This window comes from Streptomyces xinghaiensis S187 (assembly GCF_000220705.2).
Taxonomy (GTDB): Bacteria; Actinomycetota; Actinomycetes; order Streptomycetales; family Streptomycetaceae; genus Streptomyces; species Streptomyces xinghaiensis.
Window position 1 is genome coordinate 3724577 of record NZ_CP023202.1, and the last position, 25312, is coordinate 3749888.

General features: G+C 71.1%; 25 protein-coding genes. 15 read left to right on the top strand and 10 right to left on the bottom strand.

Translation table 11 applies throughout. The annotated features are described in order from the left end of the window. Nucleotides 1-42: 42 nt before the first annotated feature. The 3 genes from SXIN_RS16005 to SXIN_RS16015 all read right to left on the bottom strand — a co-directional run bounded on the left by SXIN_RS16005 (nucleotide 43) and on the right by SXIN_RS16015 (nucleotide 5762). Nucleotides 43-987 (bottom strand): Yip1 family protein, encoded by a 945-nt coding sequence (locus SXIN_RS16005; RefSeq protein WP_039820268.1) that lies wholly within the window; start codon nucleotides 985-987, stop codon nucleotides 43-45. A gap of 553 nt (nucleotides 988-1540) precedes the next feature. Next, nucleotides 1541-3118 carry an FG-GAP-like repeat-containing protein gene (locus SXIN_RS16010; protein WP_019706536.1) on the bottom strand — a complete coding sequence of 526 codons (1578 nt, stop codon included), beginning with the start codon at nucleotides 3116-3118 and terminating at the stop codon, nucleotides 1541-1543. A 340-nt stretch (nucleotides 3119-3458) separates the two neighbouring features. Continuing rightward, nucleotides 3459-5762 (bottom strand): (Fe-S)-binding protein, encoded by a 2304-nt coding sequence (locus tag SXIN_RS16015; RefSeq protein WP_019707236.1) that lies wholly within the window; start codon nucleotides 5760-5762, stop codon nucleotides 3459-3461. Between the two features lie 489 nt (nucleotides 5763-6251). Between SXIN_RS16015 and dnaK the strand changes: the two genes are divergently transcribed. The 5 genes from dnaK (at nucleotide 6252) to SXIN_RS16040 (ending at nucleotide 11274) form a co-directional block, all read left to right on the top strand. Further along, complete coding sequence (gene dnaK, locus SXIN_RS16020) at nucleotides 6252-8111, top strand: molecular chaperone DnaK (RefSeq protein ID WP_019707235.1); 1860 nt, start codon at nucleotides 6252-6254, stop codon at nucleotides 8109-8111. Beyond that, a complete protein-coding gene (gene grpE / locus SXIN_RS16025; protein WP_019707234.1) occupies nucleotides 8108-8803 on the top strand; it encodes a nucleotide exchange factor GrpE in 696 nt (231 codons plus the stop codon). Before dnaK ends, grpE begins: the two co-directional genes overlap by 4 nt. A gap of 33 nt (nucleotides 8804-8836) precedes the next feature. Then, entirely contained in the window at nucleotides 8837-10033 is a 1197-nt protein-coding gene (gene dnaJ / locus SXIN_RS16030; protein ID WP_019707233.1) for a molecular chaperone DnaJ, read from the top strand. A 1-nt stretch (nucleotide 10034) separates the two neighbouring features. Further along, nucleotides 10035-10565: a heat shock protein transcriptional repressor HspR gene (locus SXIN_RS16035; RefSeq protein WP_019707232.1), complete on the top strand. Its 531-nt coding sequence runs from the start codon at nucleotides 10035-10037 to the stop codon at nucleotides 10563-10565. Nucleotides 10566-10926: 361 nt separating this feature from the next. Then, nucleotides 10927-11274, top strand: a complete 348-nt coding sequence (locus tag SXIN_RS16040) for a YkvA family protein (RefSeq protein WP_019707231.1) — start codon at nucleotides 10927-10929, stop codon at nucleotides 11272-11274. A gap of 53 nt (nucleotides 11275-11327) precedes the next feature. Here the strand turns inward: SXIN_RS16040 and SXIN_RS16045 are convergent, their stop codons facing one another. Together SXIN_RS16045 and SXIN_RS16050 are read right to left on the bottom strand one after the other, a co-directional pair. Next, nucleotides 11328-11783 (bottom strand): DoxX family protein, encoded by a 456-nt coding sequence (locus SXIN_RS16045; protein ID WP_039820257.1) that lies wholly within the window; start codon nucleotides 11781-11783, stop codon nucleotides 11328-11330. A 169-nt stretch (nucleotides 11784-11952) separates the two neighbouring features. Further along, nucleotides 11953-12369: an ATP-binding protein gene (locus SXIN_RS16050; RefSeq protein WP_019707229.1), complete on the bottom strand. Its 417-nt coding sequence runs from the start codon at nucleotides 12367-12369 to the stop codon at nucleotides 11953-11955. A 304-nt stretch (nucleotides 12370-12673) separates the two neighbouring features. On the opposite strand from SXIN_RS16050, the gene SXIN_RS16055 reads away from it, so the two are divergent. The 7 genes from SXIN_RS16055 to SXIN_RS16085 all read left to right on the top strand — a co-directional run bounded on the left by SXIN_RS16055 (nucleotide 12674) and on the right by SXIN_RS16085 (nucleotide 16063). Further along, entirely contained in the window at nucleotides 12674-13525 is an 852-nt protein-coding gene (locus tag SXIN_RS16055) for a helix-turn-helix domain-containing protein (protein WP_019707228.1), read from the top strand. A 7-nt stretch (nucleotides 13526-13532) separates the two neighbouring features. Further along, nucleotides 13533-13724: a DUF397 domain-containing protein gene (locus SXIN_RS16060; RefSeq protein WP_192883593.1), complete on the top strand. Its 192-nt coding sequence runs from the start codon at nucleotides 13533-13535 to the stop codon at nucleotides 13722-13724. A 138-nt stretch (nucleotides 13725-13862) separates the two neighbouring features. Further along, nucleotides 13863-14054 carry a DUF397 domain-containing protein gene (locus SXIN_RS16065; protein WP_019707227.1) on the top strand — a complete coding sequence of 64 codons (192 nt, stop codon included), beginning with the start codon at nucleotides 13863-13865 and terminating at the stop codon, nucleotides 14052-14054. Between the two features lie 125 nt (nucleotides 14055-14179). Continuing rightward, on the top strand, nucleotides 14180-14818 hold the full coding sequence (locus SXIN_RS16070) for a Uma2 family endonuclease (protein ID WP_019707226.1): 639 nt from the start codon (nucleotides 14180-14182) through the stop codon (nucleotides 14816-14818). Between the two features lie 51 nt (nucleotides 14819-14869). Beyond that, a complete protein-coding gene (locus SXIN_RS16075; protein ID WP_095758061.1) occupies nucleotides 14870-15076 on the top strand; it encodes a DUF397 domain-containing protein in 207 nt (68 codons plus the stop codon). Between the two features lie 256 nt (nucleotides 15077-15332). Then, nucleotides 15333-15704 carry a cupin domain-containing protein gene (locus SXIN_RS16080; RefSeq protein WP_420341050.1) on the top strand — a complete coding sequence of 124 codons (372 nt, stop codon included), beginning with the start codon at nucleotides 15333-15335 and terminating at the stop codon, nucleotides 15702-15704. 68 nt (nucleotides 15705-15772) lie between these two features. After that, nucleotides 15773-16063, top strand: a complete 291-nt coding sequence (locus SXIN_RS16085; RefSeq protein WP_039820256.1) for a hypothetical protein — start codon at nucleotides 15773-15775, stop codon at nucleotides 16061-16063. A 108-nt stretch (nucleotides 16064-16171) separates the two neighbouring features. Here SXIN_RS16085 and SXIN_RS16090 read toward each other — a convergent pair whose 3' ends face one another. The 5 genes from SXIN_RS16090 to SXIN_RS16110 all read right to left on the bottom strand — a co-directional run bounded on the left by SXIN_RS16090 (nucleotide 16172) and on the right by SXIN_RS16110 (nucleotide 20633). Then, nucleotides 16172-17101 (bottom strand): transketolase family protein, encoded by a 930-nt coding sequence (locus tag SXIN_RS16090; protein WP_019707223.1) that lies wholly within the window; start codon nucleotides 17099-17101, stop codon nucleotides 16172-16174. Between the two features lie 42 nt (nucleotides 17102-17143). After that, the gene (locus SXIN_RS16095; RefSeq protein WP_050930664.1) at nucleotides 17144-17794 is read right to left on the bottom strand and encodes a thiamine pyrophosphate-dependent enzyme; all 651 of its coding nucleotides are present in this window, start codon (nucleotides 17792-17794) and stop codon (nucleotides 17144-17146) included. Between the two features lie 175 nt (nucleotides 17795-17969). Continuing rightward, nucleotides 17970-18374 carry a pyridoxamine 5'-phosphate oxidase family protein gene (locus SXIN_RS16100; RefSeq protein WP_019707221.1) on the bottom strand — a complete coding sequence of 135 codons (405 nt, stop codon included), beginning with the start codon at nucleotides 18372-18374 and terminating at the stop codon, nucleotides 17970-17972. A gap of 74 nt (nucleotides 18375-18448) precedes the next feature. Beyond that, nucleotides 18449-19810, bottom strand: a complete 1362-nt coding sequence (locus SXIN_RS16105; protein WP_019707220.1) for an MFS transporter — start codon at nucleotides 19808-19810, stop codon at nucleotides 18449-18451. A gap of 250 nt (nucleotides 19811-20060) precedes the next feature. Then, nucleotides 20061-20633 carry a Uma2 family endonuclease gene (locus SXIN_RS16110; protein WP_039820260.1) on the bottom strand — a complete coding sequence of 191 codons (573 nt, stop codon included), beginning with the start codon at nucleotides 20631-20633 and terminating at the stop codon, nucleotides 20061-20063. A gap of 283 nt (nucleotides 20634-20916) precedes the next feature. Between SXIN_RS16110 and SXIN_RS16115 the strand changes: the two genes are divergently transcribed. From SXIN_RS16115 to SXIN_RS16125, 3 genes are all read left to right on the top strand, one after another. Further along, entirely contained in the window at nucleotides 20917-23649 is a 2733-nt protein-coding gene (locus tag SXIN_RS16115) for an ATP-dependent Clp protease ATP-binding subunit (protein ID WP_019707218.1), read from the top strand. Between the two features lie 281 nt (nucleotides 23650-23930). Then, nucleotides 23931-24476, top strand: coding sequence for a type III secretion system chaperone family protein (locus SXIN_RS16120; RefSeq protein ID WP_019707217.1), 546 nt, complete (start codon nucleotides 23931-23933; stop codon nucleotides 24474-24476). Between the two features lie 221 nt (nucleotides 24477-24697). Beyond that, nucleotides 24698-25234: a Uma2 family endonuclease gene (locus SXIN_RS16125; protein ID WP_019707216.1), complete on the top strand. Its 537-nt coding sequence runs from the start codon at nucleotides 24698-24700 to the stop codon at nucleotides 25232-25234. The last annotated feature ends 78 nt before the right edge of the window (nucleotides 25235-25312 follow it).

A 25312-nucleotide genomic window follows, 5' to 3' on the forward strand; every position in this document is an offset into this window, starting at 1 on the left:
TCTACGTCGTCTCCGGCGGCGGTGTGCCGGCGTACGCGCGTCCTAGAACGTGCCGAGCTTCAGCAGCGCCAGCAGCGCCGCGAGCTGGATCGCCGAGGCACCCAGGGCCTTCGGCCACGGCAGGTCGTGCGACTTGCTCACCATCGAGGTGAACAGCGCGGCGGCCGCCAGCCAGGTCAGCCAGCCCACCACCTGCACCACGGTGTTGTCACCGCTCATGAACATCCCGAGCAGGAGCCGGGGCGCGTCCGTGATCGCCATGATCAGCATGGAGAGGCCCACGGTCGGCTGCCAGGTGCCGTTGCCGCCGAGCTGCCGCGCGAGGGTGTGGGTGACGGCGCCCAGGATCAGCGCGCTGAGGACGATCGCGATGCCACTGCTGATGACCCACGGAATGCTGTTGGAGAGGGTCGCGTTCAGCACGTCCTCGCGGGCGTCCGCGAAGCCGAAGACCGCGAGCATGCCGTAGAGGAAGGTGACGGTGAGGGCGGGGCCCCACACCGGGTAGTCCCGCATCTGCCAGAAGGTGGCGCCCGGGCGGAACACGATGCCGCTCAGCAGCTGCTTCCAGTGCAGCCGCGGGCCGGCGGGCGGGGCGGGCTCCCCGCCGTACGGGTCGTAGCCGCCGCCGTGGCCCGGACCGTACGCGTCCGGTGCGTCGCCGAGGGAGAACGCCTGCGTGTGGCCCGGGTTGTTGGCGTACGGGTCGTGGCCGTGCGCCGCCCGCCCGGGGGCGCCGTGCGCCGGGCCGCCGTGACCCTGGTGCGGATCGTGGCCGCCGAAGTACTCCGGGCCCTCGCCCGGACCGCCCTGGCCGCCGCCGTGCCCCGTCCACTGCTGGTGCGGGGCGGGCGGTGCGGTCGGGGGCGCGGGCTGCCCGCCGTACGGCGGTCCGTACGGCTGCTGCCGCTGCCCTGGTCGGTACTGCGGGGCCTGCTGCTGCGCGGAGCGGGAGTCCCGGCCGCGTCCCATCCTGAATCCAGCCACCGTTCGAACGTACCTGGTCGGCGGGGACGAGGTGCGCCCACGGCCCCAATGGCCCCTCTTTGCTGCCTACCTGTGACATCCCTTAGGGGGACCCGGTGGGGAAAACCCCAGGCGGGGAGGGGTGATGGCGACACGGGCGGGTTGCCGCCGCGCGGCGGTGGCGCGCATCCGCCCGCGGCGGCGCGGGAGTTGGCATCTGCCGGTGCCTCAGGGAGCGGGCGCACGAGGGTGGGTCACGAGAGGCGCCGGGGCCGTGGTCCCGGGACCGGAGTGGGGCGGCGGGCGCGAGGGGCGGGAGTGTCAGTGGCGGCTGGCAGACTCCCTGCGAGTCGGCGGCGGGAAGGTGCTTCCACGGGGGGATGCACCATCCCGCACCGCCCCGCAGCGGGCCCCCGTGCGCTCCCGCGCAGGTGCCGGAGAGCGGGATGGCGCCGCGCCACGGCCGGGCCTCCGGTCCGGCCGTACGGCCCGGGCCTCCGGTCCGGACGTACGGCCCGGGTGTCCCGGGGTCCCGGGCGCGGCCGGGCCGTGGCGGGGCGCCGTCGTGCCCTCGCTACTCGTCGATCGCGGCCCCGTAGCGCGCGTTGGCGGACGGTGCCGAGACGGAGCCCGCGCCGTACGTCCAGGAACCGGCGGCCGTCACGCCGCCGCTGCCCGCCGGGAGCACCCACACCACGCCGTCGTCGGTGTTCTCCCCCGGCGCCGCCGCGAGCAGCAGGTGCCGGCCGTCACCGTCCGGGTCGGCGAGGCGGACCTGGCCGCCGAAGCGGTCGGCGGTCTCCGGGACGCCGGGCACGTTCCCGGTGTCCTGGTTGACGTCCCGGACGCCGGTGGCGGTCAGCCCGCCCGCCGCGCCGCGCAGCACCCACACCGCGCCCGCGTCCGCGATCGAACCGATGTCCTCTCCCGGGGCGCCGACGGCCACGTCCGCGTAGCCGTCGCCGTCGGTGTCCGCGACGGAGAGGTCGGAGCCCCAGCCGTCGCCCTGTTCGGCGACGCCCGGTATGCCCGGGGAGTCCTGGGTCCACCACTGCGGCGGCGTCTCCGGGTCGGCGGCGCCGCCCTGTCCGGCCGGGCCGGACGCGCTGCCGTAGTAGACGCCGACGAGGCCGCCGGTGAGCGTGGCGCCGCCGTCGTCGGGGCTGCTGGGCTCGCCGGTGACGAGGTCGTCGAGGCCGTCGCCGTCGATGTCCCCGGAGGCCGCGGCGGGGCCGCCGCGCAGCTCGCGCTGGTACGCCAGGGCGTCCTGGCCGCCCGCGAAGTACATCGACCAGCCGTGGCCGGGCTCCGCGCCGGTGCTGAGGCCCGTGACGACGAGGTCCGCCCAGCCGTTGCCGTCGTAGTCGCCGGTGGTGACGGCATGGGGGCGGATGTTCTGCGCGGGCGCCGCGGTGAGGCGCGCGGAGCCGGAGCCGCCGGAGCGGCCGGGGCCCCGCACGGCGTCGTTCCGCAGAACGGGTGTGCGGGCCCCGGCTTCGGCGCCGTCCCGGCCCTCGCTGCGGATGGAGAAGTCGCGGGCGGCCTCGAAGGCGTACAGCTGCAGCCCGTCGCGGTCGACCACGGCGAGCAGGTCGCCCGCGTTGCCCTCGTCGAAGAAGCGCGCCGCGGCCAGTCCGGTGCCGAAGGCCTGGTCCTTGGTGGGGGAGGTGGACTCCAGCCAGACGGAGCCGGTGCCGGTGAGGCCCTGCGGGGAGCCCCAGAGGACGACGGCGCCGCCGGCCCGGGCCGTGGTGCCGATGGCCTCGTCCGGGATGCCGACGGCCGCGTCGTCGTAGCCGTCGCCGTCCAGGTCCCCGGTGGCCACGGCCTGGCCGAAGGCGTCGCCGGGCTCGGCCCCGCCGGGCACTCCGGCGCTGTCCTGGTGGAGGACCACGGCGTTGGAGGTCGTGAGACCGCCGGAGGTGCCGTACTGGACGGTGATGTACCCGGCGCCGGCGTCGCCGTTCACCGTGCCGCCGGGGGCGCCGATGAGGACGTCGTCGCGGCCGTCGCCGTTGAAGTCGCAGTTGCGGTCGGCGGCACGGATGCTGTCGTGGACGCCCGCGTGCGCCACGGGGGCCGCGGCGAGCCCCGCGGCGGCCAGCAGGAGTAACGAGGCCGCCGTGACGGCGGCCGGACGGTTCTTGTGCACTGAACGGCTCCTTGGTCGAGCGTCGAGCAGGGCCGGGCGGGCGCGGGGGGTGGGTGGCCGGGGAGGGCCCGGCGTCCCCCGGTGCCGGTTGGACGGTGGCGGGGGCGCGAGGGTTGTACGTCAGGTGTCGTACGGGACGGGCGGGGCGGGCCGCGCCCCGCCCCGCCCTCGCCGTGCAGGAGGCCGCCCTTGCCGCGCAGGGGGCCGCGCACGCCGGGCAGGAGACCCGCGCGCGGGAACGCCGACGGCCGGTGGCGCGGCACACGAGGTGCTGCGCCACCGGCCGTCCCGTGAACGCCCCGCGGGCCCTCCGCCGCGCGGGCCGCGCGGCGGGTGGTGGTCAGTCGACCGGCGCGGGCTCCGGCGCGTCCGTCGTCTCGGCGGCGCCGTCCGGCCCGGCGGGGGCCTTCACCGACTCCAGGAGCAGCTGGGCCACGTCCACGACCTTCAGCTCCTCCTTCGCCTTGACGCCCGCGGCGGAGCCGCTGTCTGCCGCAGCCTTCTTGCCGTTGACCGAGTCGGTCAGCATGACGAGGCAGAAGGGGCAGGCGGTGGAGACGATGTCCGGGTTGAGGGAGAGGGCCTCGTCGACGCGCTCGTTGTTGACGCGCTTGCCGATCCGCTCCTCCATCCACATCCGGGCACCGCCGGCGCCGCAGCAGAAGCCGCGCTCCTTGTGCCGGTGCATCTCCTCGTTCCGCAGGCCGGGCACGTTGGCGATGATCTCGCGCGGCGGTGTGTAGACCTTGTTGTGCCGGCCCAGGTAGCAGGGGTCGTGGTACGTGATCAGGCCCTCGACCGGGTGCACCGGCACGAGCTTGCCCTCGTCCACCAGGTGCTGCAGCAGCTGGGTGTGGTGGATGACCTCGTACTCGCCGCCGAGCTGCGGGTACTCGTTGGCGATGGTGTTGAAGCAGTGCGGGCAGGTGGCGACGATCTTCTTCTTGGACTTGTCGAGCTTGGTCGACTCGTCCTCGTCGTCTTCCCCGAAGGCCATGTTCAGCATGGCCACGTTCTCCTGGCCGAGCTGCTGGAACAGGAACTCGTTGCCGAGGCGGCGGGCCGAGTCACCGGTGCACTTCTCGTCGCCGCCCATGATCGCGAACGAGACGCCCGCCGTGTGCAGCAGCTCCGCGAAGGCCTTGGTGGTCTTCTTGGCCCGGTCCTCCAGGGCGCCGGCGCAGCCGACCCAGTAGAGGTACTCGACCTCGCTCAGGTCCTCGATGTCGCGGCCGACGACCGGGACGGCGAAGCCGGTCTCGGCCTCGACCTCCTTGGTCCACTCCAGCCGCTGCTTCTTGGCCAGGCCCCAGGGGTTGCCCTTCTTCTCCAGGTTCTTGAGCATCGTCCCGGCCTCGCTCGGGAAGGACGACTCGATCATGACCTGGTAGCGGCGCATGTCGACGATGTGGTCGATGTGCTCGATGTCCACCGGGCACTGCTCGACGCAGGCACCGCAGGTGGTGCAGGACCAGAGGACGTCCGGGTCGATGACGCCGTTCTCCTCCAGGGTGCCGATCAGCGGCCGCTCGGCCTCGGCGAGTGCGGCCGCCGGGACGTCCTTGAGCTGCTCCTCGGTGGCCTTCTCGTTGCCCTCCTCGTCCTTGCCGCCGCCCGCGAGCAGGTACGGGGCCTTGGCGTGGGCGTGGTCGCGGAGCGACATGACCAGCAGCTTCGGGGAGAGCGGCTTGCCGGTGTTCCAGGCGGGGCACTGCGACTGGCAGCGGCCGCACTCGGTGCAGGTGGCGAAGTCGAGGATGCCCTTCCAGGAGAAGTGCTCGACCTGGGAGACGCCGAACTGGTCGTCCTCGCCCGGGTCCTCGAAGTCGATCGGCTTGCCGCCGGACACCATCACGGGCAGGGCGCCGAGGGCCACGTCGCCGCTGGACTCCCGCTTGAACCAGATGTTGGGGAAGGCGAGGAAGCGGTGCCAGGCGACGCCCATGTTGGTGTTCAGCGCGACGGTGATCATCCAGATCATCGAGACGCTGATCTTGATCATCGCGAAGAGGTAGACCAGGGTCTGCAGCGAGGCCGCGGACAACCCGTCGAAGGCGAGCACCAGCGGGTACGAGGCGAAGTACGCGGCCTCGTAGCCGTCGACGTGGTGCAGGGCGCCCTCCAGGCCGCGCAGCACCAGGATCGCCAGGCCGATGGTGAGGATGACGTACTCGACGAAGTACGCCTGCCAGGCCTTGGAGCCGGTGAAGCGGGACTTGCGGCCGGCCCGGGTCGGCAGGTTCAGCAGCCGGATGACCATCAGCGTGGCGATGCCGAGGACGGTGGCGAGGCCGATGAACTCGACGTACATCTCGAACGGCAGCCAGCCGCCGATGACCGGCAGCACGGAGTCGGCGGCGAAGAGCTGGCCGTAGGCCTGCGCCAGGGTGGGGGGCAGCGTGAGGAAGCCGATGGCCACGAACCAGTGCGCCACGCCCACGATGCCCCAGCGGTTCATCCGGGTGTGGCCGAGGAACTCCTTGACCAGGGTGAGGGTGCGCTGCTTCGGCTGGTCGGTGCGGGAGCCCGCGGGAACCTGCTGGCCGATCTTGACGAAGCGGTAGAGCTGCACGACGGCACGGGCGATGAGCGCAACGCCGACCGCCGTGAGGACCAGCGACACGATGATCGCGGCGAGTTGCATAGGGGCTCCTCGGACCTGCGAGAGCGGTAATTACTAAGCGGTAACTTAATCAGTATTCCTGAGATTACCCAGGATCGAGGACCGCTTGAAGGCGGCTGGCCGGTGATCTGTGTCGCTCACCGGGCCTTCGGGCGCCCTCCGGCGCGCCCTCCCGCGCATCCCGGCGGGCTCCGGAGGTACGCGGAAGTATGGCCTCCGGTCGGCGCCGGTGTCATGGCGCGCGGCGTCGGAGGGGCTGGGAATGCCGGGGGCGGCCGGGGTGAGAGGGCCCCGGGGCAGGTCCGGCGGAGGTCGTGCGGAGGTCCGTACGGAGGTCCGTACGGAGGTCCGAACGGAGATCCGTACGGCGGCCGCGTGGCAGGCTCGTGCGGCGCGTGACAGACGGCCCCGCACAAGACTTGAGCCGGGGCGGCTCAGCTCCTTTGACAGAACCGCACGGGTCCGGCACCCTTGAGTCAGTTCCACTCAAGTCAGCTGGAGGAATCAACCATGGCACGTGCGGTCGGCATCGACCTGGGCACGACGAACTCCGTCGTCAGTGTTCTCGAAGGCGGTGAGCCCACCGTCATCACCAACGCCGAGGGCGCCAGGACCACGCCGTCCGTCGTGGCCTTCGCCAAGAACGGCGAGGTGCTGGTCGGCGAGGTCGCGAAGCGCCAGGCGGTCACCAACGTCGACAGGACCATCCGGTCGGTCAAGCGCCACATGGGCACCGACTGGAAGACCACCCTGGACGGCAAGGACTTCAACCCGCAGCAGATGAGCGCCTTCATCCTGCAGAAGCTGAAGCGGGACGCCGAGGCCTACCTGGGTGAGAAGGTCGCCGACGCGGTCATCACCGTCCCGGCGTACTTCAACGACTCCGAGCGCCAGGCCACCAAGGAGGCCGGCGAGATCGCGGGCCTCAACGTCCTGCGCATCGTCAACGAGCCGACGGCCGCCGCTCTCGCCTACGGGCTGGAGAAGGACGACCAGACGATCCTCGTCTTCGACCTCGGCGGCGGTACGTTCGACGTCTCGCTGCTGGAGATCGGCGATGGCGTGGTGGAGGTCAAGGCCACCAACGGCGACAACCACCTCGGTGGTGACGACTGGGACCAGCGCGTCGTCGAGTACCTGGTCAAGCAGTTCCAGAACGGCCACGGTGTCGACCTCTCCAAGGACAAGATGGCGCTCCAGCGCCTGCGCGAGGCCGCCGAGAAGGCGAAGATCGAGCTCTCCTCGTCCACCGAGACCACGATCAACCTCCCCTACATCACGGCCTCCGCCGAGGGCCCGCTGCACCTGGACGAGAAGCTCACCCGCGCCCAGTTCCAGCAGCTGACGGCCGACCTCCTGGAGCGCTGCAAGCACCCGTTCCACAACGTCATCAAGGACGCCGGCATCGCGCTGTCCGAGATCGACCACGTGGTCCTGGTCGGCGGTTCCACCCGTATGCCCGCCGTCGCCGAGCTCGTCAAGGAGCTGACCGGCGGCAAGGACGCCAACAAGACCGTCAACCCGGACGAGGTCGTCGCCATCGGCGCGTCCCTCCAGGCCGGTGTGCTCAAGGGCGAGGTCAAGGACGTCCTCCTGCTCGACGTCACCCCGCTGTCCCTCGGCATCGAGACCAAGGGCGGCATCATGACGAAGCTCATCGAGCGCAACACGACCATCCCGACCAAGCGCTCCGAGATCTTCACCACGGCCGAGGACAACCAGCCGTCCGTGCAGATCCAGGTCTACCAGGGCGAGCGCGAGATCGCCGCGTACAACAAGAAGCTGGGGATGTTCGAGCTGACCGGCCTGCCGCCGGCCCCGCGCGGCGTCCCGCAGGTCGAGGTCACGTTCGACATCGACGCCAACGGCATCATGCACGTGTCCGCGAAGGACCTGGGCACCGGCAAGGAACAGCGCATGACGGTCACCGGCGGCTCCGCGCTGCCGAAGGAAGACATCGACCGCATGATGCGCGAGGCCGAGCAGTACGCGGACGAGGACCACAAGCGCCGCGAGGCCGCCGAGACCCGCAACCAGGCCGAGCAGCTCTCGTACCAGACCGAGAAGTTCCTCAAGGACAACGAGGACAAGGTCCCGGGCGATGTGAAGACCGAGGTCGAGGCCGCCCTGGCGGACCTCAAGGAGAAGCTGAAGGGCGAGGACACCGCCGCCATCCGCGAGGCCACCGAGAAGGTCGCCGCGGTCAGCCAGAAGCTGGGCCAGGCCATGTACGCCAACGCCCAGGCCGAGGGCGGGGCGGCCGGTGCCGACGCCGGTGCCGCCGGCGGCGAGGCCAAGGACGACGACGTCGTCGACGCCGAGATCGTGGACGACGACAAGAACGACAAGCGACAGGACGGTGCCGCGTGACGGAGGAGACCCCGGGCTTCGACCAGGAGCCCGACGTCCCCGCCGACGCCGAAGCCGCACAGACCCCTGACGCGGCGCAGGCCGCCGGACCCGCCGACCAGGCGGGCCCGGCGGGCCAGGCCGGGGACGCCGGGACGGACGACCAGGCCAACCGCATCACGGCTCTGACGGCCCAGCTGGACCAGGTCCGCACCGCGCTCGGCGAGCGCACCGCAGACCTCCAGCGGCTCCAGGCGGAATACCAGAACTACCGCCGCCGGGTGGAGCGCGACCGGATCACGGTCAAGGAACTCGCCACGGCGAGCCTCCTCTCCGAGCTGCTCCCGGTGCTCGACGACATCGGCCGGGCGCGGGAGCACGGCGAACTCGTCGGCGGCTTCAAGGCCGTCGGTGAGTCCGTGGAGACGGTGGCGGCCAAGCTGGGACTGCAGCAGTTCGGCAAGGAGGGCGAGCCCTTCGACCCGACGATCCACGAAGCGCTGATGCACTCCTACGCCCCGGACGTCACCGAGACCACATGCGTGTCGATCCTCCAGCCTGGGTATCGGGTCGGCGAACGAACGATCCGCCCCGCGCGGGTCGCGGTCGCCGAACCCCAGCCGGGCGCCCAGCCCAACCAGGCCCAGGGCGAGGGCGGCCAGGAGGCGGCACCGGCGGCCGACGAGGAGAACGGTGGCCCGGACGAGGGCTGACGTCATGACGGACCGGAAGGAGGGACGCCGGGAATGAGCACGAAGGACTTCATCGAGAAGGACTACTACAAGGTTCTCGGCGTCCCGAAGGACGCGACCGAGGCGGAGATCAAGAAGGCGTACCGGAAGCTCGCCCGCGAGTACCACCCGGACGCCAACAAAGGGGACGTCAAGGCCGAGGAGCGCTTCAAGGAGATCTCCGAGGCCAACGACGTCCTGGCCGACCCCAAGCGCCGCAAGGAGTACGACGAGGCCCGCGCGCTCTTCGGCAACGGAGGCTTCCGCCCGGGGGCCGGGGGCCGCGGCGGCCCCGCCGGCTTCAACTTCGACCTGGGCGACCTCTTCGGGGGCGCCCAGGGCGGAGGCGCCGGCGCGCCGGGGGCCGGCGGCTTCGGCGGCGGGCTCGGGGACGTCTTCGGCGGGATCTTCAACCGGGGCGGCGCCGGCCCCGGCGCCCGCACCCAGCCGCGGCGCGGCCAGGACATCGAGTCCGAGGTGACGCTCAGCTTCACCGAGGCCGTCGACGGGGCCACCGTCCCGCTGCGGATGTCCAGTTCCGCCGCCTGCAAGGCGTGCTCCGGCACCGGCGACAAAAACGGTACGCCGCGGGTCTGCCCCACCTGCGTCGGCACCGGGCAGGTCACCCGCGGCGGCGGTGGCGGCTTCTCGCTCACCGACCCCTGCGCCGACTGCAAGGGCCGCGGCCTGATCGCCGAGACCCCCTGCGACGTGTGCAAGGGCAGCGGACGGGCGACCAGTTCGCGGACCATGCAGGTGCGCATCCCCGCGGGCGTCAGCGACGGCCAGCGGATCCGGCTGCGCGGCAAGGGCGCGCCGGGCGAGCGCGGCGGACCCAACGGCGATCTGTACGTGGTGGTGAACGTCGACAAGCACCCCGTCTTCGGACGCAAGGGCGACAACCTCACGGTGACCGTGCCCGTGTCCTTCACGGAGGCGGCGCTCGGCGGCGAGATCAAGGTTCCCACCCTCGGCGGGCCGCCGGTCACGCTCAAGCTGCCGGCCGGCACACCCAACGGGCGGACCATGCGCGCCCGGGGCAGGGGCGCCACGCGCAAGGACGGCACCCGCGGCGACCTGCTGGTCACCATCGAGGTGTCCGTTCCCCGGGATCTGAGCGACAAGGCGCGGGACGCGCTGGAGGCGTATCGCGAGGCCACCGCGGGTGAGGACCCGCGGGCGGAGCTGTTCCAGGCCGCGAAGGGAGCATGAGATGGACATCCGAGGAGGCGGGCGCGGAGCCGGGAACGCGGGCGGAGGCGGCACCGGAGGCTCCGGTGGCGTCGCCGGCGAGGGCACCGGCCGCGGCAGCCGGAACCCGTACCAGCTGACGGACGAGTCACCGGTGTACGTCATCTCGGTCGCCGCCCAGCTCTCCGGTCTGCACCCGCAGACCCTCCGGCAGTACGACCGGCTGGGCCTGGTGTCCCCGGACCGCACGGCGGGCCGCGGGCGGCGCTACTCCGCCCGGGACATCGAACTGCTGCGCCAGGTGCAGCAGTTGAGCCAGGACGAGGGCATCAACCTCGCCGGGATCAAGCGCATTATCGAACTGGAGAACCAGGTCGCGGCGCTCCAGTCGCGGGTGGCCGAGCTCCAGCAGGCGGTCGAGGGCGCGGCGATGGCCATGCGTCAGCGCGAGGCCGCGGTGCATGCCTCGTACCGCCGGGACCTGGTGCCGTACTCGGACGTCCAGCAGAGCAGCGCACTGGTCGTCTGGCGCCCGAAGCGGCGGGGCGAGTAGGGCCCCGGCGGGGTGACGACATGAACCGTTCCGCCCACCGGCTGACCGGGTTATTACCCTGCGACAGGTCCCGCCGCGCCCGGCCCCGCCCGCGCCGCCGACCCTGTCCTTCCCGCGTGCCCGTGCCTTCACGCGCACCGTCCCGGACCCGGAGAGCATCCCGCTCCCGGGCCCGAGGCGTTCGCGGGCCCCAGGCGTACCGTGCCGCATCCGCCGGACGGCGTAGGCGCGTGGTGGCCACCGGCCCGGGAAGAAGTAGCACAACCACCGCCACGACCGGACTCCCCGGTTAGGATCCGGACAAGACGGTACGAGTCCCAACCCCGGTGCATGCTCCGGGCCGTTACGAGGGTGGAAGCCTGTGATCGACCAACTCGGCGGACCGGTGTTCTGGGTGCTGGTGGTGCTTGCCGTGGCGATGCTGGCCGTCGCCGTCGTCCTCGCGGTGAAGCTGGTGCGCACATACCGGATGCTGCGCAGCGAGGACACCCCGGCCGGCGACAAGCTCCTGTTCTGGGGCGCCATCGTCTACACCGTCTTTCCCGTGGACCTGCTGCCCGACCCCATCTACCTGGATGACATCGGCCTGCTGCTGGGGGCCCTCCACCATCTGGGCAAGGCCGCCGCGAAGCGCGGCACGGACGCCCGGACCCCGGCACCGCGGGACGGCGACCACACCCCGCCGGCCCGCCCCGCGAAACGGCTCTGATCCGATCCGGACTCGCCGCTGCCGGTCCGGCCCCGCCCGCCCCGGCCCGGTTCTCAGCGGCCGAGGGCGCTCCGCAGCCGCGTGAACAGCTCGGGCACGGTGTGCCGCTGATGCCAGGCGATGACGGCGATCGGTATGGCGAAGAGCAGCGGCGAGGCGGCGTTCTCCCCGTCGAAGACGGTCACGGTGATACCGAATGCGCAGATCAGCAGCGCGACCAGCGAGAACGCGGCCAGTCCGGAGAGCAGCGGGATCAACAGGGCGATCCCGCCGGCCAGTTCGAGGATCCCGGTCAGGTACATGAACCAGTCGCCGAGGCCGATCTTGTCGAAGCCCTCGGTGGCCGAGGGGTGCGCGATGAGCTTCGGCAGCGCGCTGGCGAAGACGAAGAACAGGCCGAAGACGATCCGGAGCACCAGCACCGTGATCGCCATGGCGCGCCCCTTCCGCGCCCCGCCCGCCGTGCTCCCCCGAACCGTGCCGTCCTGCTGTGCCTGCGTGTCACTCATGACGTTCTCCCGTTCCGCTCTCTCCGTGGTCTGTGCAGGGGTTGACCGGCGGGCGGCCGAAAACTCATCGGTGCGCGCGGAACCCCTGCCGGGGAGGGGAGTTGGCAGACCCCCGTGTCTCCTGCGGACAGGCCGGTACGGGGGACTGACACCGGTCGCGAGCCGCGGTTCAACCGGGCGCGGACCGGCTGATCCTGCACCAGACGACCTTGGACTCGGGGCCCCCGCAGACGTCCGGCCGCACCGGATAGTGGGACCAGCGGTCGGCCAGTGTCCGCAGCAGATGGAGCCCCCGGCCGCCCTCGCTGTCGTCGTCCGAGACGCGCAGCTCCGGCGGCTTGGGGTTGGTGTCCCAGACGGACAGCCAGAGGGATTCCCGCGCCCAGCGCAGCCGGAGCTGTGCCTCGCCGTCGGAGTGCACGATGGCGTTGGTCAGCAGCTCGCTCGCCAGGAGTTCGGCCCGTTCGGTCAGCTCGGGCACCTCGTGCGCGGTGAGGGCGGCGCGGAGGGAGCGTCTGGCGACGCCCACGGCGCGCGGGTCGTGCGGGAGTTGCATCCGGTACTCGAAAGGGGCGGGTGTGGGCATGGTGGCCTCCGGGCGTGGGTGCATGCGGTTGAGTGGTGAGCCGTGTCGACCGCGAACGCTGCGCGGCGTGCGTACTGACGTGGGGCCTCCGCGGTGGCCTGCCACCGCCCGCCGCCCTCGGCCAGCCCGGGGCAGGGCACGGTGGTGCGCTTCCGGCTGGCCGGAGTCCCGCTGCGTGAGCGGCGCAGTACTGAAAGTAAGTATCAGCCTTGATACGTTGCAAGCCTTATCCGGATTTTCCCCCGAACGGGGTGGAACGGGTACGGCGCGCCCTCAAGGCCCCGTACGTACCGAGGAAGGACCCATGCCGCCGAGGAGCCATCCCACTGCCCGGCAAGAGCGTTTGGGCGCGGAGCTGCGCAAGATGCGCGAGCGCGCCGGGATGACCGCACGAGAGGCCGGTGAGCTGCTGGGGACCGGTCCCATCCAGATCAGTCACATCGAGGCAGGCCGCATCGGTGTCAGTGAGGAGCGGCTGAGGCGGCTCGCCTCGCACTACCGCTGCGCAGACGCCGAGTTGGTCGACGCTTTGGTCTCGATGGCCACGGAACGAGGGCGTGGATGGTGGGAGGCGTACCGGGGTGTCCTGTCGAGCAGGTCCCTGGATCTCGCGGAGCTGGAGCACCGGGCCAGGCGCCTGTGCAGCCTTGAGATCGTCCATGTGCCCGGGATCCTGCAGACGGAGGACTACATCAGGGCGATCCACACCTACGCCAGCCCTCAGCCGACGGCCGACTACCTGGAAGCCGTCGTCGGCTTCCGCCTGCAGCGCGGACAGGCTCTTGTCGGTAAGCCGGCGAATCACTTCTCGGCTGTCATCCACGAGGCCGCACTGCGCATCAGGGTCGGCGATCGCAAGGTGGCTCGTGAACAGCTCGCGTTCCTCCTGGACGTCGCCGAAGGTCCGACTGCGATGGTGCGCGTAATCCCCTTCGACGTTGATGGTTTCGCCGGCTCGGGCTACTCCATGCTCTACGCCGAGGGCCCGGTGGCAGACCTCGACACGGTGCATCTCGACGCCGCTCATGGCAGCGTGTTCCTGCACGCGGAGGCCCAACTCGACGCTTACCGCGGGTTGTTCGAGAAGGCGGCCGACCTTGCGCTCAGCCCTGCCGACTCCCGGAAAATGATCAGCCGAATCGCCCGAGACTTGTGAGGTGCCCATGACCGAATGGCAGAAAAGCTCCTTCTCCGGCAACGGACCGGACAACAACTGTGTTGAGGTCGCTTCTGATTCCCCGGAGGTCAAACTGCGAGAGGGCGATGCGCCGGGTGTGGTCGTCACGACGACGCCTCGTGCTTTTGGAGCGCTGATACGCGGGATCAAGGAGGCTGAGTTCGGTCGCCTGGGTTGAGAAGCCGGTCCGGCGGTCGATGTATCGGGGGTCGCATCCCGCCGGTCATGCGGGGCGGCATCTCCCGGGCCCGGCTGCCTTGCGCTTGCCGGGGAGCGCGATCAGTCGAACCGTCCGAGATCTGAGTGAGGTGTGGGCATGACCGGGTGGCAGAAGAGTTCCTTCTCCGGCGGCACTACGGGTAATGAGTGTCTGGAGACGGTCATCGGTGCCGGCCGCATACGGATCCGGGAGAGCAGTGATCCCGGTGTGGTGGTGACGACCACACCGGGATCGCTTCGGGCGCTGATACGCGGGATCAAGGAGGGTGAGTTCGAGCGCCTCGGCTGAGGGTTCACCCGGACGAGTGGCGATGACCCGTTCGGGAGCCGTGCGTCGGATCGTCTACGTAGCGTGACGGTGTTGCTTGTGCCGCAAGGCCGCTCAGCCCACACTTGAGGAGGAGGCGCTGCGCCATGACCACTCTGCTGTGCGAGAGGACCGAGGCTCCCATGACGACGAGTGAGGCCGAAGTCGATCTCGACGGGGCTCTGTGGCAGGCGTGGAAGACCCTGGAACTCCCCGAGGGCTTCCACGCCGAGATCGTCGAGGGGTTCATCGAGGTGTCTCCCACTGGCCGCAGCCGTCATGGCATCGTCTCCAACCGGCTCCGGCGCCGTGTGGAGAAGTTCCTCGAAGGCGGTGACTGTGCCGCTTACCAGGACATGAACATTCTCCATGGCCGAAAAGTGCTGATCCCGGATGTATTTGTCGCGCCCGAGGATCTTGAGGAGGCGCTGGACGAGGACGGGCTGGGCGTCTCGGCCGAGTCTGTCGCCCTCGTCGCCGAGGTCGTCTCGCCCGGGCGGGACGCCACCGAGCGGGACCGGGTGCGGAGGCGGAGGGCGTATGCCCGGGCCGGGATTCCGGTGTATGTGCTGATCGATGACTTCGACGGACACGGCACGGTGACGGTGCTGACGTCTCCCTCCCCGAAAGAGGCCGTCTACGCGGCCGAGATCCGCGTGCCGTACGGCACGGCGGTGGAGATCCCCGACGGGCCGGCCAAGGGGTTCGCGATCACCGAGGAGATCACAGGGGAGCCGCTGGACTGACCGCCGGGTCGGCCCGGCTCCGGAAACTCCGAGGTGCGGGATGTGAGCGACATGGCTGTGCACGTGCCGACCAGATGGCAGAAGTCCACCTACTCCGGAGGCGGAGACGGTAATCACTGTCTCGAACTGGCCGAGGGTAGAGAGGCGATAAAGGTGCGCGAGAGCGATGACCCGGGTGTGGTCGTTATGACCACACCCGGATCGCTCCGGTCTCTGATGCGTGGAATCAAGGAAGGCGAGTTCGATCGCTTCGGCTGAGGTGACCAGCCCGGCATGAACCGGACATCCCCTTGTCGCGGAGACGCGTACGCGCGTGACCGGGGTCCGTCGCTCGATCGGAGCGGCGGGCCCCGGTCGTTTGGTCACGTCCAGGCCCAAGTCGCGTAATAGGCCAAATGGGTCGATACTGGATGTGTATGGGGCTCAGTCGGCGTGCCGCGGCAGCGGAGCCGATGCCCCGGTGGCGGCGGCAACCGACCGGGTCCGTGCACGGATCGACCCAACCCGGATGGAGATGACCGCCGTGCAACTGGAGATCAAGACCGTCGACAAGCCCGACGAACGCCGGGACTTCCCCCGCGGCCACATCGAAGCCCTGCATCTGACCGGGCTCGACTTCGCCGTGGCGACCTTCGAACCCGGCTGGCGCTGGTCGGAGTCGGTCGGCCCGGTGGTGGGCACCGAGAGCTGCCAGGTGCACCACAACGCCTACATGGTGCAGGGGCGCCTGCGGATGCGGATGGACGACGGCGCCGAGGGCGAGGCAGGCCCCGGGGATGTCGTGGTCTGCCCGCCCGGCCACGACGCCTGGGTCGTCGGGGACGAGCCCGTGGTCCTGTACGACTTCGCCGGCGGAATGGCCGCGGAGTACGCCAAGTCCGGCTGAGGGCAGGTCCGGTTGAGGCTGAGCCTGCCGGAGAACCGTTCGCACGAAATCCAAGGAGCTGAGAACTCATGGCCTTTATGCAGATCATCGAGTACGAGACGACCCGCGAGCAGGAGCTGGAGCCGCTGTTCGACGAGTGGGAGCAGGCGACCCAGGGGAAGCGCACCCTGTCGCGCGAGTTCCACGCCCACGACCGGGACAACCCGAACCACTACGTGGACGTTGTCGAGTTCCCGTCCTACGAGGCGGCGATGAAGAACAATTCACTGCCCGAGACACAGACCTTCGCGGACCGGCTGCGCGAACTGTGCACCACCGAGCCGAGGTTCATCAATCTCGACGTGGTGAGCCAGCACTGAGCACAGCACACATTCGCTGAGCCCTCCTCGGGCGCACGGCCATGCCGCCACGCACAACGCATCCGCAGTTGGCGTGAGCGGCATCTGCCGTGTTCGGTCGAGACGCGCTCACGTCCGCGGGCGGCCCGGCGCGCCGGAAGCTGCCCGCAGGAAGGCGGTGATGCGCTCCCGCAGGGAGTTCGGGTCGAGGCCGTGGGCGGCCAGGTGTTCGGGGACGGTGCCGTAGCGGCGCAGTTCGCGGCGGGCCACGCCGAGGCCGAGTACGCGGTGCGGGGCGTCGGCGAGGGCTTCACTCGCGGCGGCTGTGGAGGTCCCGGCGAGGTACGGCTCGACGAGGACGACATCGGAGCCGGCCGCCCCGGTCGCCCGGCGCAGGGCGGGTCCGTCGAAGGGGCGCACGGTGGTGGCGTACAGGACGGTGAGGTCCAGCCCTTCGGTGGCGGTGAGTACGGCGTCGAGCATCGGTCCGACGGCGACCACGACGCCGGAGCGGCCCTCGCGGACGGTGCGGAAGCGTGCCCCGTCGACGGGCAGGGCGTCGGCGTTGGACTGGACGGACAGCCGGACGTAGACCTTGTCGTCACCGGCCGCGACGGCGTGCCGCAGCAGGGTCTCGGCCTCGTCGGGGTGGCCGGGCACGTGGACGGTCCAGCCGTCGAGGGTGTCGAGCAGGGAGATGTCGCCCGGCGCCATGTGGGTGTAGCCGCCGGCGGGCCAGTCGAAGGAGGCGGCGGCGCTGACCAGGACCGCGCCGAGGCCCTGGTGGCCGAGATCGAGCTTCACCTGCTCGAAGGGCCTTTCGACGAGGAAGCTGGCGAAGGTGTGCAGGACCGGCCGCATGCCCGTCAGGGCCAGACCGGCGCCTGTCCCGATGAGCAGTTGCTCGCGGATGCCGACGTTGATCACGCGGTCGGGGTGCCGCCGCCGGGCTGCTGTGAAGCCGTCGGCGCCGATCTCGGCGAGGACGACCGCGACGCGCGGGTCCTCGTCGAGCAGGTGGGAGACGACCGGGGCGAAGCGGTCGCGCATGGTGTCCATCGAAGAGGTCCTTCCGGGAATACGGGGCTGCGGGGAGGGTTTTCAGGCCTGCTTCGGCTGGACGCGCGCCACGACGACGTGCGGGCGCCCCGGGTGCGGGGCCGTGAACGCCGCGTACAGGGCTTCGTGGTCGCGGCCGTCGACGGTGACGGCGGACCAGCCCGCCGCCTCGAAGCGGGCGACGATGCCGCCCGGACGGGCATGCGAGGCGGAGGAGTTGTCGACGACGACGGTGTGCAGCCGCTCCAGCCCGGCGGGGCCGGCGAAGGCGATGGCCTCGTGGTTGCTGCCCTCGTCCAGTTCGGCGTCGCCGGTCAGCACCCAGACGGCCGGATCGTCCAGCCCCTGGGCCCGCAGGCCGAGGGCGGTGCCGACGGCGATCGGCAGCCCGTGCCCGAGGGATCCGCTGCCGATCTCGGCGCCGGGGACCAGGGTGCGGTCGGGGTGGTGGCCGAGTGGGGAGTCGTAGGAGCCGAAGCCGGGGAGCCAGTCGGCCGGCAGGAAGCCCTTGGCGGCCAGCACCGCGTAGTAGGCCATGGGGCCATGTCCCTTGGACAGCAGGAACCGGTCCCGTCCGGGGTCGTCCATGCGGTCCGGAGTGACTCTCAGGACCCGGTCGTAGAGCACCCACAGCACGTCGAGGGTGGAGGTCGCGGCGGGCCCGTGCTTCTCGTCACCGGTCATCAGGCCCATCAGACCGTGCAGATGGTGCAGCGGGGGGTGGCCGAGGGCGTCGGGCGCCGGGTGCGGAAGAGAGGCGGTGGTCTTCATACCGCAGATCCTGATACCTCAACTTTGGTTGAGGTCAAGTCGGTCAAGCCCCGGATTCAGGCATCGGACGACCGGCGCCCCGCGGAGCGGCCCGGGCTCAGCAGTGGCCCATCGCCCGGTCCACCGTGATCTCCACCAGCACCCGCTCGGGGTTCGGGGTGGGCGTGCGCTCGTACCGCACGGCGTAACGGTTCACCGCGTCGGCCACCGCCTCCGGCTCCGTACGGACCACCGCGCGGCCCTCCAGCGTCGCCCACCGGCCGCGCGAGACCTGGCAGACCGCGACCCGCGCGCCGTCCGGTCCGGCGGCCAGGATGTTGCGGACCTTGCGGCTGGTCTTGCGGGTGATCACCCGGGCGATCCCCTGCTCCGCGTCGAACGTGACGCCGACCGGTACGACGTGGGGGGTGCCGTCGGGCCGGAGCGTGGTGATGGTGCAGAGGTGGCGCTCGCCCCAGAAGGCGAGGTACTCGGGGGTCAGCGCGCTGAGGTCGGTGGCCATGCCGGAGAGCGTATCCGGGGCGCGGAGGGCGGTTGGCCGGGGTTGCGCCCATCGGGCCGGGAACGGCCGGTTCCCTACGGTTCCCGGGATATCTCCCGCGCGTCCGAGGGCGGACGGGAGCGCAGGGCGTGGGGCGGAAGGTGCCGTTCGAGGAGCAGGACGGCGCCCGCGGCCAGGCAGTTGACCGCGCCGAGGGCCGCCCACGGCAGGGAGCGGTGCAGCTCGAACAGGGTGGTGAAGAAGGCGGGCGCGATGATCCCGGCGAACGTGAAGCTGTACTGGTACGCGGCCAGATAGCGGCCCCGGGCGGCGAGCGGGGAGACCGCCGTCGCCAGACCTATCGAGATCGGGGCGTGCATCAGTTCGGCCAGGGTGAAGAGCAGCGTGGCGGCGGCCAGCAGCGGGAACACCCACGACGGCCGGTCCGGGACGAGCCCGGAGTACGCGAAGGACCAGACCGCCCACAGCACGGCCGCGGCCGCCAGCACCCGGGTCCGCCGGTACGGGGCGAGCCGCCGCGCCACGGAGGCGGCGAGCAGCGCCACCAGCACCGTATTGCCGACCAGGACCGCCGAGGTGAGCCCGGCGGGGCCGCGCAGCCCGGTCTCCACGAAGGTCGGGAGGGCGAGGGCGAGCATCATGGTGGTCATGGCGAAGATCGTGTTGACGCCGGTCAGGGCGAGGAAGGGGCCGTCCCGGAGCATGGTGCGGTAGCCGGCGCGCGGGGCTCCCGTACCGTCCTCGCGTCCACCGGCGCGCACCTCCGCCTCTCCCGTTCCGCCCTCTCCGCCGCCGTCCCCCCGGCCGCGGTGCCGGGGCCGGGGCGCGCGGACGAAGACGGCGATCACCAGGGCGGCCACGGCGAAGCACCCCGCGGCCCCGTACGCGACGGCGCGGTAGGCGTCCGCCCTGCCGTCGGCGATGACGAGCCCGGTGAGGAGCCCGCCCGCACCGAACCCCGCCGTGCGGGCCATGGTCGCCCAGCCGAACCAGGTCTCCTTCGTCAGCGCGGACCGGCTGCCGTCCGCGTAGTCGGCGATCGCGGTGAAGACGGCCGACCAGAAGAAGCGGACACCGCTCGCGACCAGCGTGACCGCGAGGAAGACGCTCACCGGCCCGTCGGCCCGGCCGTACGCGAGATAGCCGAGGCCGTGCAGCACCTGCGAGGCGACGACGACGGGGAGCGCGCCGAACCGGTCGGCGAGCAGCCCCGTCCACACGGGGATCGGCAGGGTGAGGATGTTGGCCGCGCTGATCAGCATCCCCAGCGGGCCGACCGGGATGTCGGTGAGCCGGAGGAAGTAGACCAGGGAGAGCGGCAGGAACAGCCCGTTGCCGACCGCGTCGAGGACGAGCGCCCCGATCAGCACGGGCCCGCCACGGCTCGCCCCGCCGCCGCGCCCCGGACTCCCGTCGGCGGATGCTGCCTTGGCCATGGGACGTGGGTCTCCGGGTGCTCGTCGAGGGGTGAGCGGTCGTGGTGGGGCGGGAGTGGTGCGGAAACTGGGGCGGGGCGGGCGCGACGAGCGACGGTAGTGCCCCGGACCTCTGGGCGCACCTCAATTCGATTGCGGCGAAGGTGGGTTGGGCGCCGCCACATCGGCGGACCGGCAGGAGCCCGGGCGACGCGCCTTGCGGAGCGGGGTGTCCGGCGGGCGCTTCGGCCCCGGAAGACGAGAGCTCGCCTCAGGCGAACTCGGAGGTGTCCAGGGTGAAGCCGAACGGCTCGGGCAGTGGCATGGGCTTGCCGAACGACGCGGAGTGCGACTCGGCGTAGTCGGTTTCCTCCGGTTCCTCGAAGAGCGTGACCGTGCCCTTCTCCCGGTCGATCAGGAGGTAGAGGGGGATGCCGGCGCGGGCGTAGCAGTGCCGCTTGGCGAAACGGTCGCCGTCCGGCTTGGCGGAGGTCGCCTCGGCGACCATGGCGACGCCGTCGGCGGGCATCCAGGGTTCGGCGCCGCGGAAGATCCGGAGGTCTCGCGGGGCGAAGGTCGCGTCGGGGATCGCGTAATTCTTGGGGCACAGTCCGCCGCGCGGCAGAACCAGGCCCTTGTTGCCCGACACGTCCATGTCCTTCGCCGCATGCCTCATCACCTGCCTGGTGATGGTGCTGATGTAGTCCTCGTGTTCGCCGTCCGGCGGTGGTGTCACAACAACCTCCCCGTCGATGAGCTCGGCCCGGACCCCCTCGGGGGTCTCCAGGGCCAGAAAGCTCTCCAGGAGGAGTTCTTCCTGCGTGGGCGTCGGCTCGTATGCCATGACCGTCATGCTGCCCCTCCCTTTCCTCGATGACCAGCGCCACGGCTCGCGGCACCGGTCTTGTTGCGACGACCGTAGGAGGCAGTGGCGGTCCGTTGTTCGGAAGAGCGGATGAGTTCGCCCGATCGTGGGGTGGAGCGGGTAGCCGCTGACGAGGGCCGAGGTGCTCCGCCGCCCCGCCAATCCGGGCCGGAAGCCGCACCCGCACCACCCTTGAGTGGGGTAGACTCAACTTAATTCAGGTGAACCAGAGCAGGACCCGCAGGAGAGGAGCAGAGGTCACGTGGATGCCGAGCTGACCAACAGGAGCCAGGAAGCGATCAGCGCGGCCGGCCGGCGTGCCGTGTCCGCGGGCAACCCGGACATCACCCCCGTCCATCTGCTGCTCGCGCTGCTCGAAGGCCAGGAGAACGAGAACATCCAGGACCTCCTGGCCGCCGTCGAGGCCGACCAGGCCGCCCTGCGCTCCGGGGCCGAGCGGCTGCTCGGCGCGCTGCCCGCCGTGCAGGGCTCCACCGTCGCCCCACCGCAGCCGGACCGCGAACTGCTCGCGGTCGCCGCCGACGCCTCGCAGCGCGCGAAGGAGCTCGGCGACGCCTATATCTCCACCGAGCATCTGCTGATCGGCCTCGCCGCCCAGGGCGGCCGCACCGGTGAGCTGCTCCACCAGCAGGGCGCGAGCGCCGAGAAGCTGCTCGACGCCTTCCAGAACAACCGCGGAGGACGACGCGTGACCACGCCCGACCCGGAGGGCACCTACAAGGCCCTGGAGAAGTTCGGTACCGACTTCACCGCCATCGCCCGCGAGGGCAAGCTCGACCCGGTCATCGGCCGTGACGCCGAGATCCGCCGGGTCGTGCAGGTGCTCTCCCGCCGTACCAAGAACAACCCGGTCCTGATCGGTGAGCCCGGCGTCGGCAAGACGGCCGTCGTCGAAGGGCTCGCCCAGCGCATCGTCAAGGGCGACGTCCCCGAGTCGCTCAAGGACAAGCGCCTGGTCGCGCTCGACATCGGCGCGATGCTCGCCGGCGCCAAGTACCGCGGCGAGTTCGAGGAGCGGCTGAAGACCGTGCTCTCCGAGATCAAGGAGAGCGAGGGCCGGATCATCACCTTCATCGACGAGCTGCACACCGTCGTCGGCGCGGGCGCCGGCGGCGACTCGGCGATGGACGCGGGCAACATGCTCAAGCCCATGCTGGCCCGCGGCGAGCTGCGCATGGTCGGCGCCACCACCCTCGACGAGTACCGCGAGCGGATCGAGAAGGACCCGGCCCTGGAGCGCCGCTTCCAGCAGGTGCTGGTCGCCGAGCCCAGCGTGCAGGACTCCATCGCGATCCTCCGCGGCCTCAAGGGCCGCTACGAGGCGCACCACGGCGTGCAGATCGCGGACTCCGCGCTGGTCGCCGCCGCCACCCTCTCCGACCGCTACATCACCTCCCGCTTCCTCCCCGACAAGGCCATCGACCTCGTCGACGAGGCCGCGTCCCGTCTCCAGATGGAGATCGACTCCTCGCCCGTCGAGATCGACGAGCTCCAGCGCGCCGTCGACCGGCAGATGATGGAGGAGGAGTCGCTGCTCGCCATCGAAGTGGGCGACGAGAAGCGGAAGTTCCTCAAGAAGCAGGACCGCGAGAAGGACCTCTCCCCCGACGCCCGCGAGCGGCTGGAGAAGCTGCGCAGGGAGCGCGCCGAGAAGGAGGAGAAGCTGCGCGCCCTGCGGGCCCGCTGGGACAACGAGAAGGCCATCCACACCCGGGTCGGCGAGCTGAAGAAGCGCCTCGACGAGCTGGAGACGGAGCTGGAGCTGGCCGAGCGCAAGGCGCCCGAGACCGGTGACTGGGTCACCCCCGGGCGGCTGCGCTCCGAGGTCATCCCGCAGACCCGCAAGGAGCTGGAGGAGGCAGCCGCCGCGCAGAAGAACCTCCAGGGCGGCGGCATGGTGGGCGAGGAGGTCGGCCCGGACGACATCGCCGGCGTCGTCGCCGCCTGGACCGGCATCCCCGCCGGCCGGCTGCTGGAGGGTGAGACGCAGAAGCTGCTGCGGATGGAGGACGAGCTCGGCAAGCGCCTCATCGGGCAGCGGGAGGCGGTCCGCGCGGTCTCGGACGCCGTGCGCCGCACGCGGGCCGGGATCTCCGACCCGGACCGGCCCACCGGCTCGTTCCTCTTCCTCGGCCCGACCGGTGTCGGCAAGACCGAACTGGCCAAGACGCTCGCGGACTTTCTCTTCGACGACGAGCGCGCCATGGTCCGCATCGACATGAGCGAGTACAGCGAGAAGCACTCGGTGGCCCGGCTCGTCGGGGCGCCCCCCGGCTACGTCGGCTACGAGGAGGGCGGCCAGCTCACGGAGGCGGTGCGCCGCCGTCCGTACAGCGTGATCCTGCTGGACGAGGTGGAGAAGGCCCACCACGAGGTCTTCGACATCCTGCTCCAGGTGCTGGACGACGGGCGGCTCACCGACGGCCAGGGGCGGACGGTGGACTTCCGCAACACCATCCTCGTCCTCACCTCCAACCTCGGCTCGCACTATCTGGTCGACCCGGCGATCAGCGAGGAGGACAAGAAGGCGCGGGTGCTGGAGACCGTACGGTCCTCCTTCCGGCCCGAGTTCCTCAACCGCCTGGACGACCTGGTGGTCTTCCACGCCCTGGGCACCGGACAGCTCAAGCGGATCGCCCAGCTCCAGATCGAACACCTCCAGCAGCGGCTGACCGACCGCCGGCTCACCCTGGACGTCAGCGAGGACGCCCTGGAGTGGCTGTCCCGGCTGGGACACGAGCCGAAGGCTGAGACCGCCGGTGCGGAGGGGGCCGGGGCCGCGGAGGCCGGGCCGGATCTGTCGTACGGCGCGCGGCCGCTGCGCCGGCTGGTCCAGACGGCGATCGGCGACCAGCTCGCCCGGGAGATCCTGTCCGGCGCCGTCCGGGACGGCGACACCGTACGGGTCGACGTGTCGGAGGACGGCCGCGGCCTGACCGTCGGCGCGGCAGCCCGGACCGGAACGGACGGCTGAGGCGGGGCCCCGGCCTGCCCGGGCGGTCCTGCCCCGCCGTCCTCCGTGCCCACCTCAGCCTGCCTCCGCCCGCCTCAGCCGGTCCTCCCGGGCCCTGCTGGAGGCGGGCTGAGGCGGGCGCGGGCGCCGGAGCGACGAGCCCGCGCACGCGCCGGAGCGGGCTCGGGGGCAAGGCGGGCCGTGCGGCCTGACACGCCGGGTGCCGGATCGGCGGCCCGGGCTTGCCAGCCCCCGCCCGCAGTGGGGGAGGATGGCAGGAATCGTCTGAAGGGAAATCCACGGTGAGCATCGACCCGTCCTCGATTCCGAATTTCGGGGGCCAGCAGCCCGAACAGCAGCCGTCGGGGCCGCCGCCCGGTCCCGTCGTCCCCGATCAGGACCTGGTCAAGCAGCTTCTGGAACAGATGGAGCTGAAGTACGTCGTCGACGACGAGGGTGACCTCGCCGCGCCGTGGGAGCAGTTCCGCACGTACTTCATGTTCCGCGGCGAGGAGGAGCAGCAGGTCTTCTCGGTGCGGACGTTCTACGACCGGGCGCACGCGATCGACACCAAGCCCCAGCTGCTGGAGGCGGTCGACGACTGGAACCGCCGCACCCTGTGGCCGAAGGTCTACACCCACACCAATGACGACGGCACCGTCCGTCTGATCGGTGAGGCGCAGATGCTGATCGGCGTCGGCGTCAGCCTGGAGCACTTCGTCTCCAGCACGGTCAGCTGGGTGCGCGCCTCGATCGAGTTCGACAAGTGGCTCGTCGAACAGCTCGGCCTGGAGGCCGAGGTCGAGTCCGCCGAACCGGAGGACAAGAAGGACGACGGCGAGGCCTGACCACGCCCCGCCGTTCCACGGCACCGCAGCACCGCGCGAGCCCGGCCCTCCCGGCCGGGCTCGCGTGCGTTCCCCGCCGTCTCCGTGAGGCCGGCATCGTCCGGGGCCTCGGAGCTGCGCCGGTCCCGGAAACGGCCGGGACCGGCCTCACAACCCACCGCTGGGCTCGGTCACACGGTGCTGTCCGCCGTATCCTGAGGTCATACGGGAAGGAGCCGTCCATGAGCGTCGACGCGATCGTGCACACCGAGTTCCCCAAGGGGTACACGGTCCTGTTCGGGGCCGACGGAAAGGTGATCATGACTCCGCAGAGCGAAGAGCACTCCAGCACCATCAGATCGATGCAGATCGACTCCGCTCTCGCTCTCGGCCGTCACGCGAAGGTCACCTCCGACGTCTACATCGACTTCCCCGCGGACGAGAACTCCGCCCCCGATCTGGCGATCCTTCGCGAGGACGCCCGCCGGGACGGCAAGCGCTACAGCTTCGAAGACGTCCTGCTGATCTCCGAGGTCGTCTCGACCTCTTCCGCACGCAAGGACTACGACGACTGCACCGGGAAGTACGGCCGCTACGGTATTCCGATCTACCTGGTCGTGGACCCCTACGCCCAGGAAGTCGTTCTCCACACCCAGCCGACCGCTGAGGGGTACATCGCGGCACACACCCACAAGTACGGCACGGGCAAGCTTCCCATCCCCCTGGCCGATGGCCGCACCTTCACCCTCGACCTCGACGAGCTCCCGCGCCCGGAGTGAGGCAGCTGGACATCCGCTGACGAAGGACTTCCGGGTGCGGCGGCACCGCGGTGCGGGTGCGTGGCGGCTCGGGGGAGC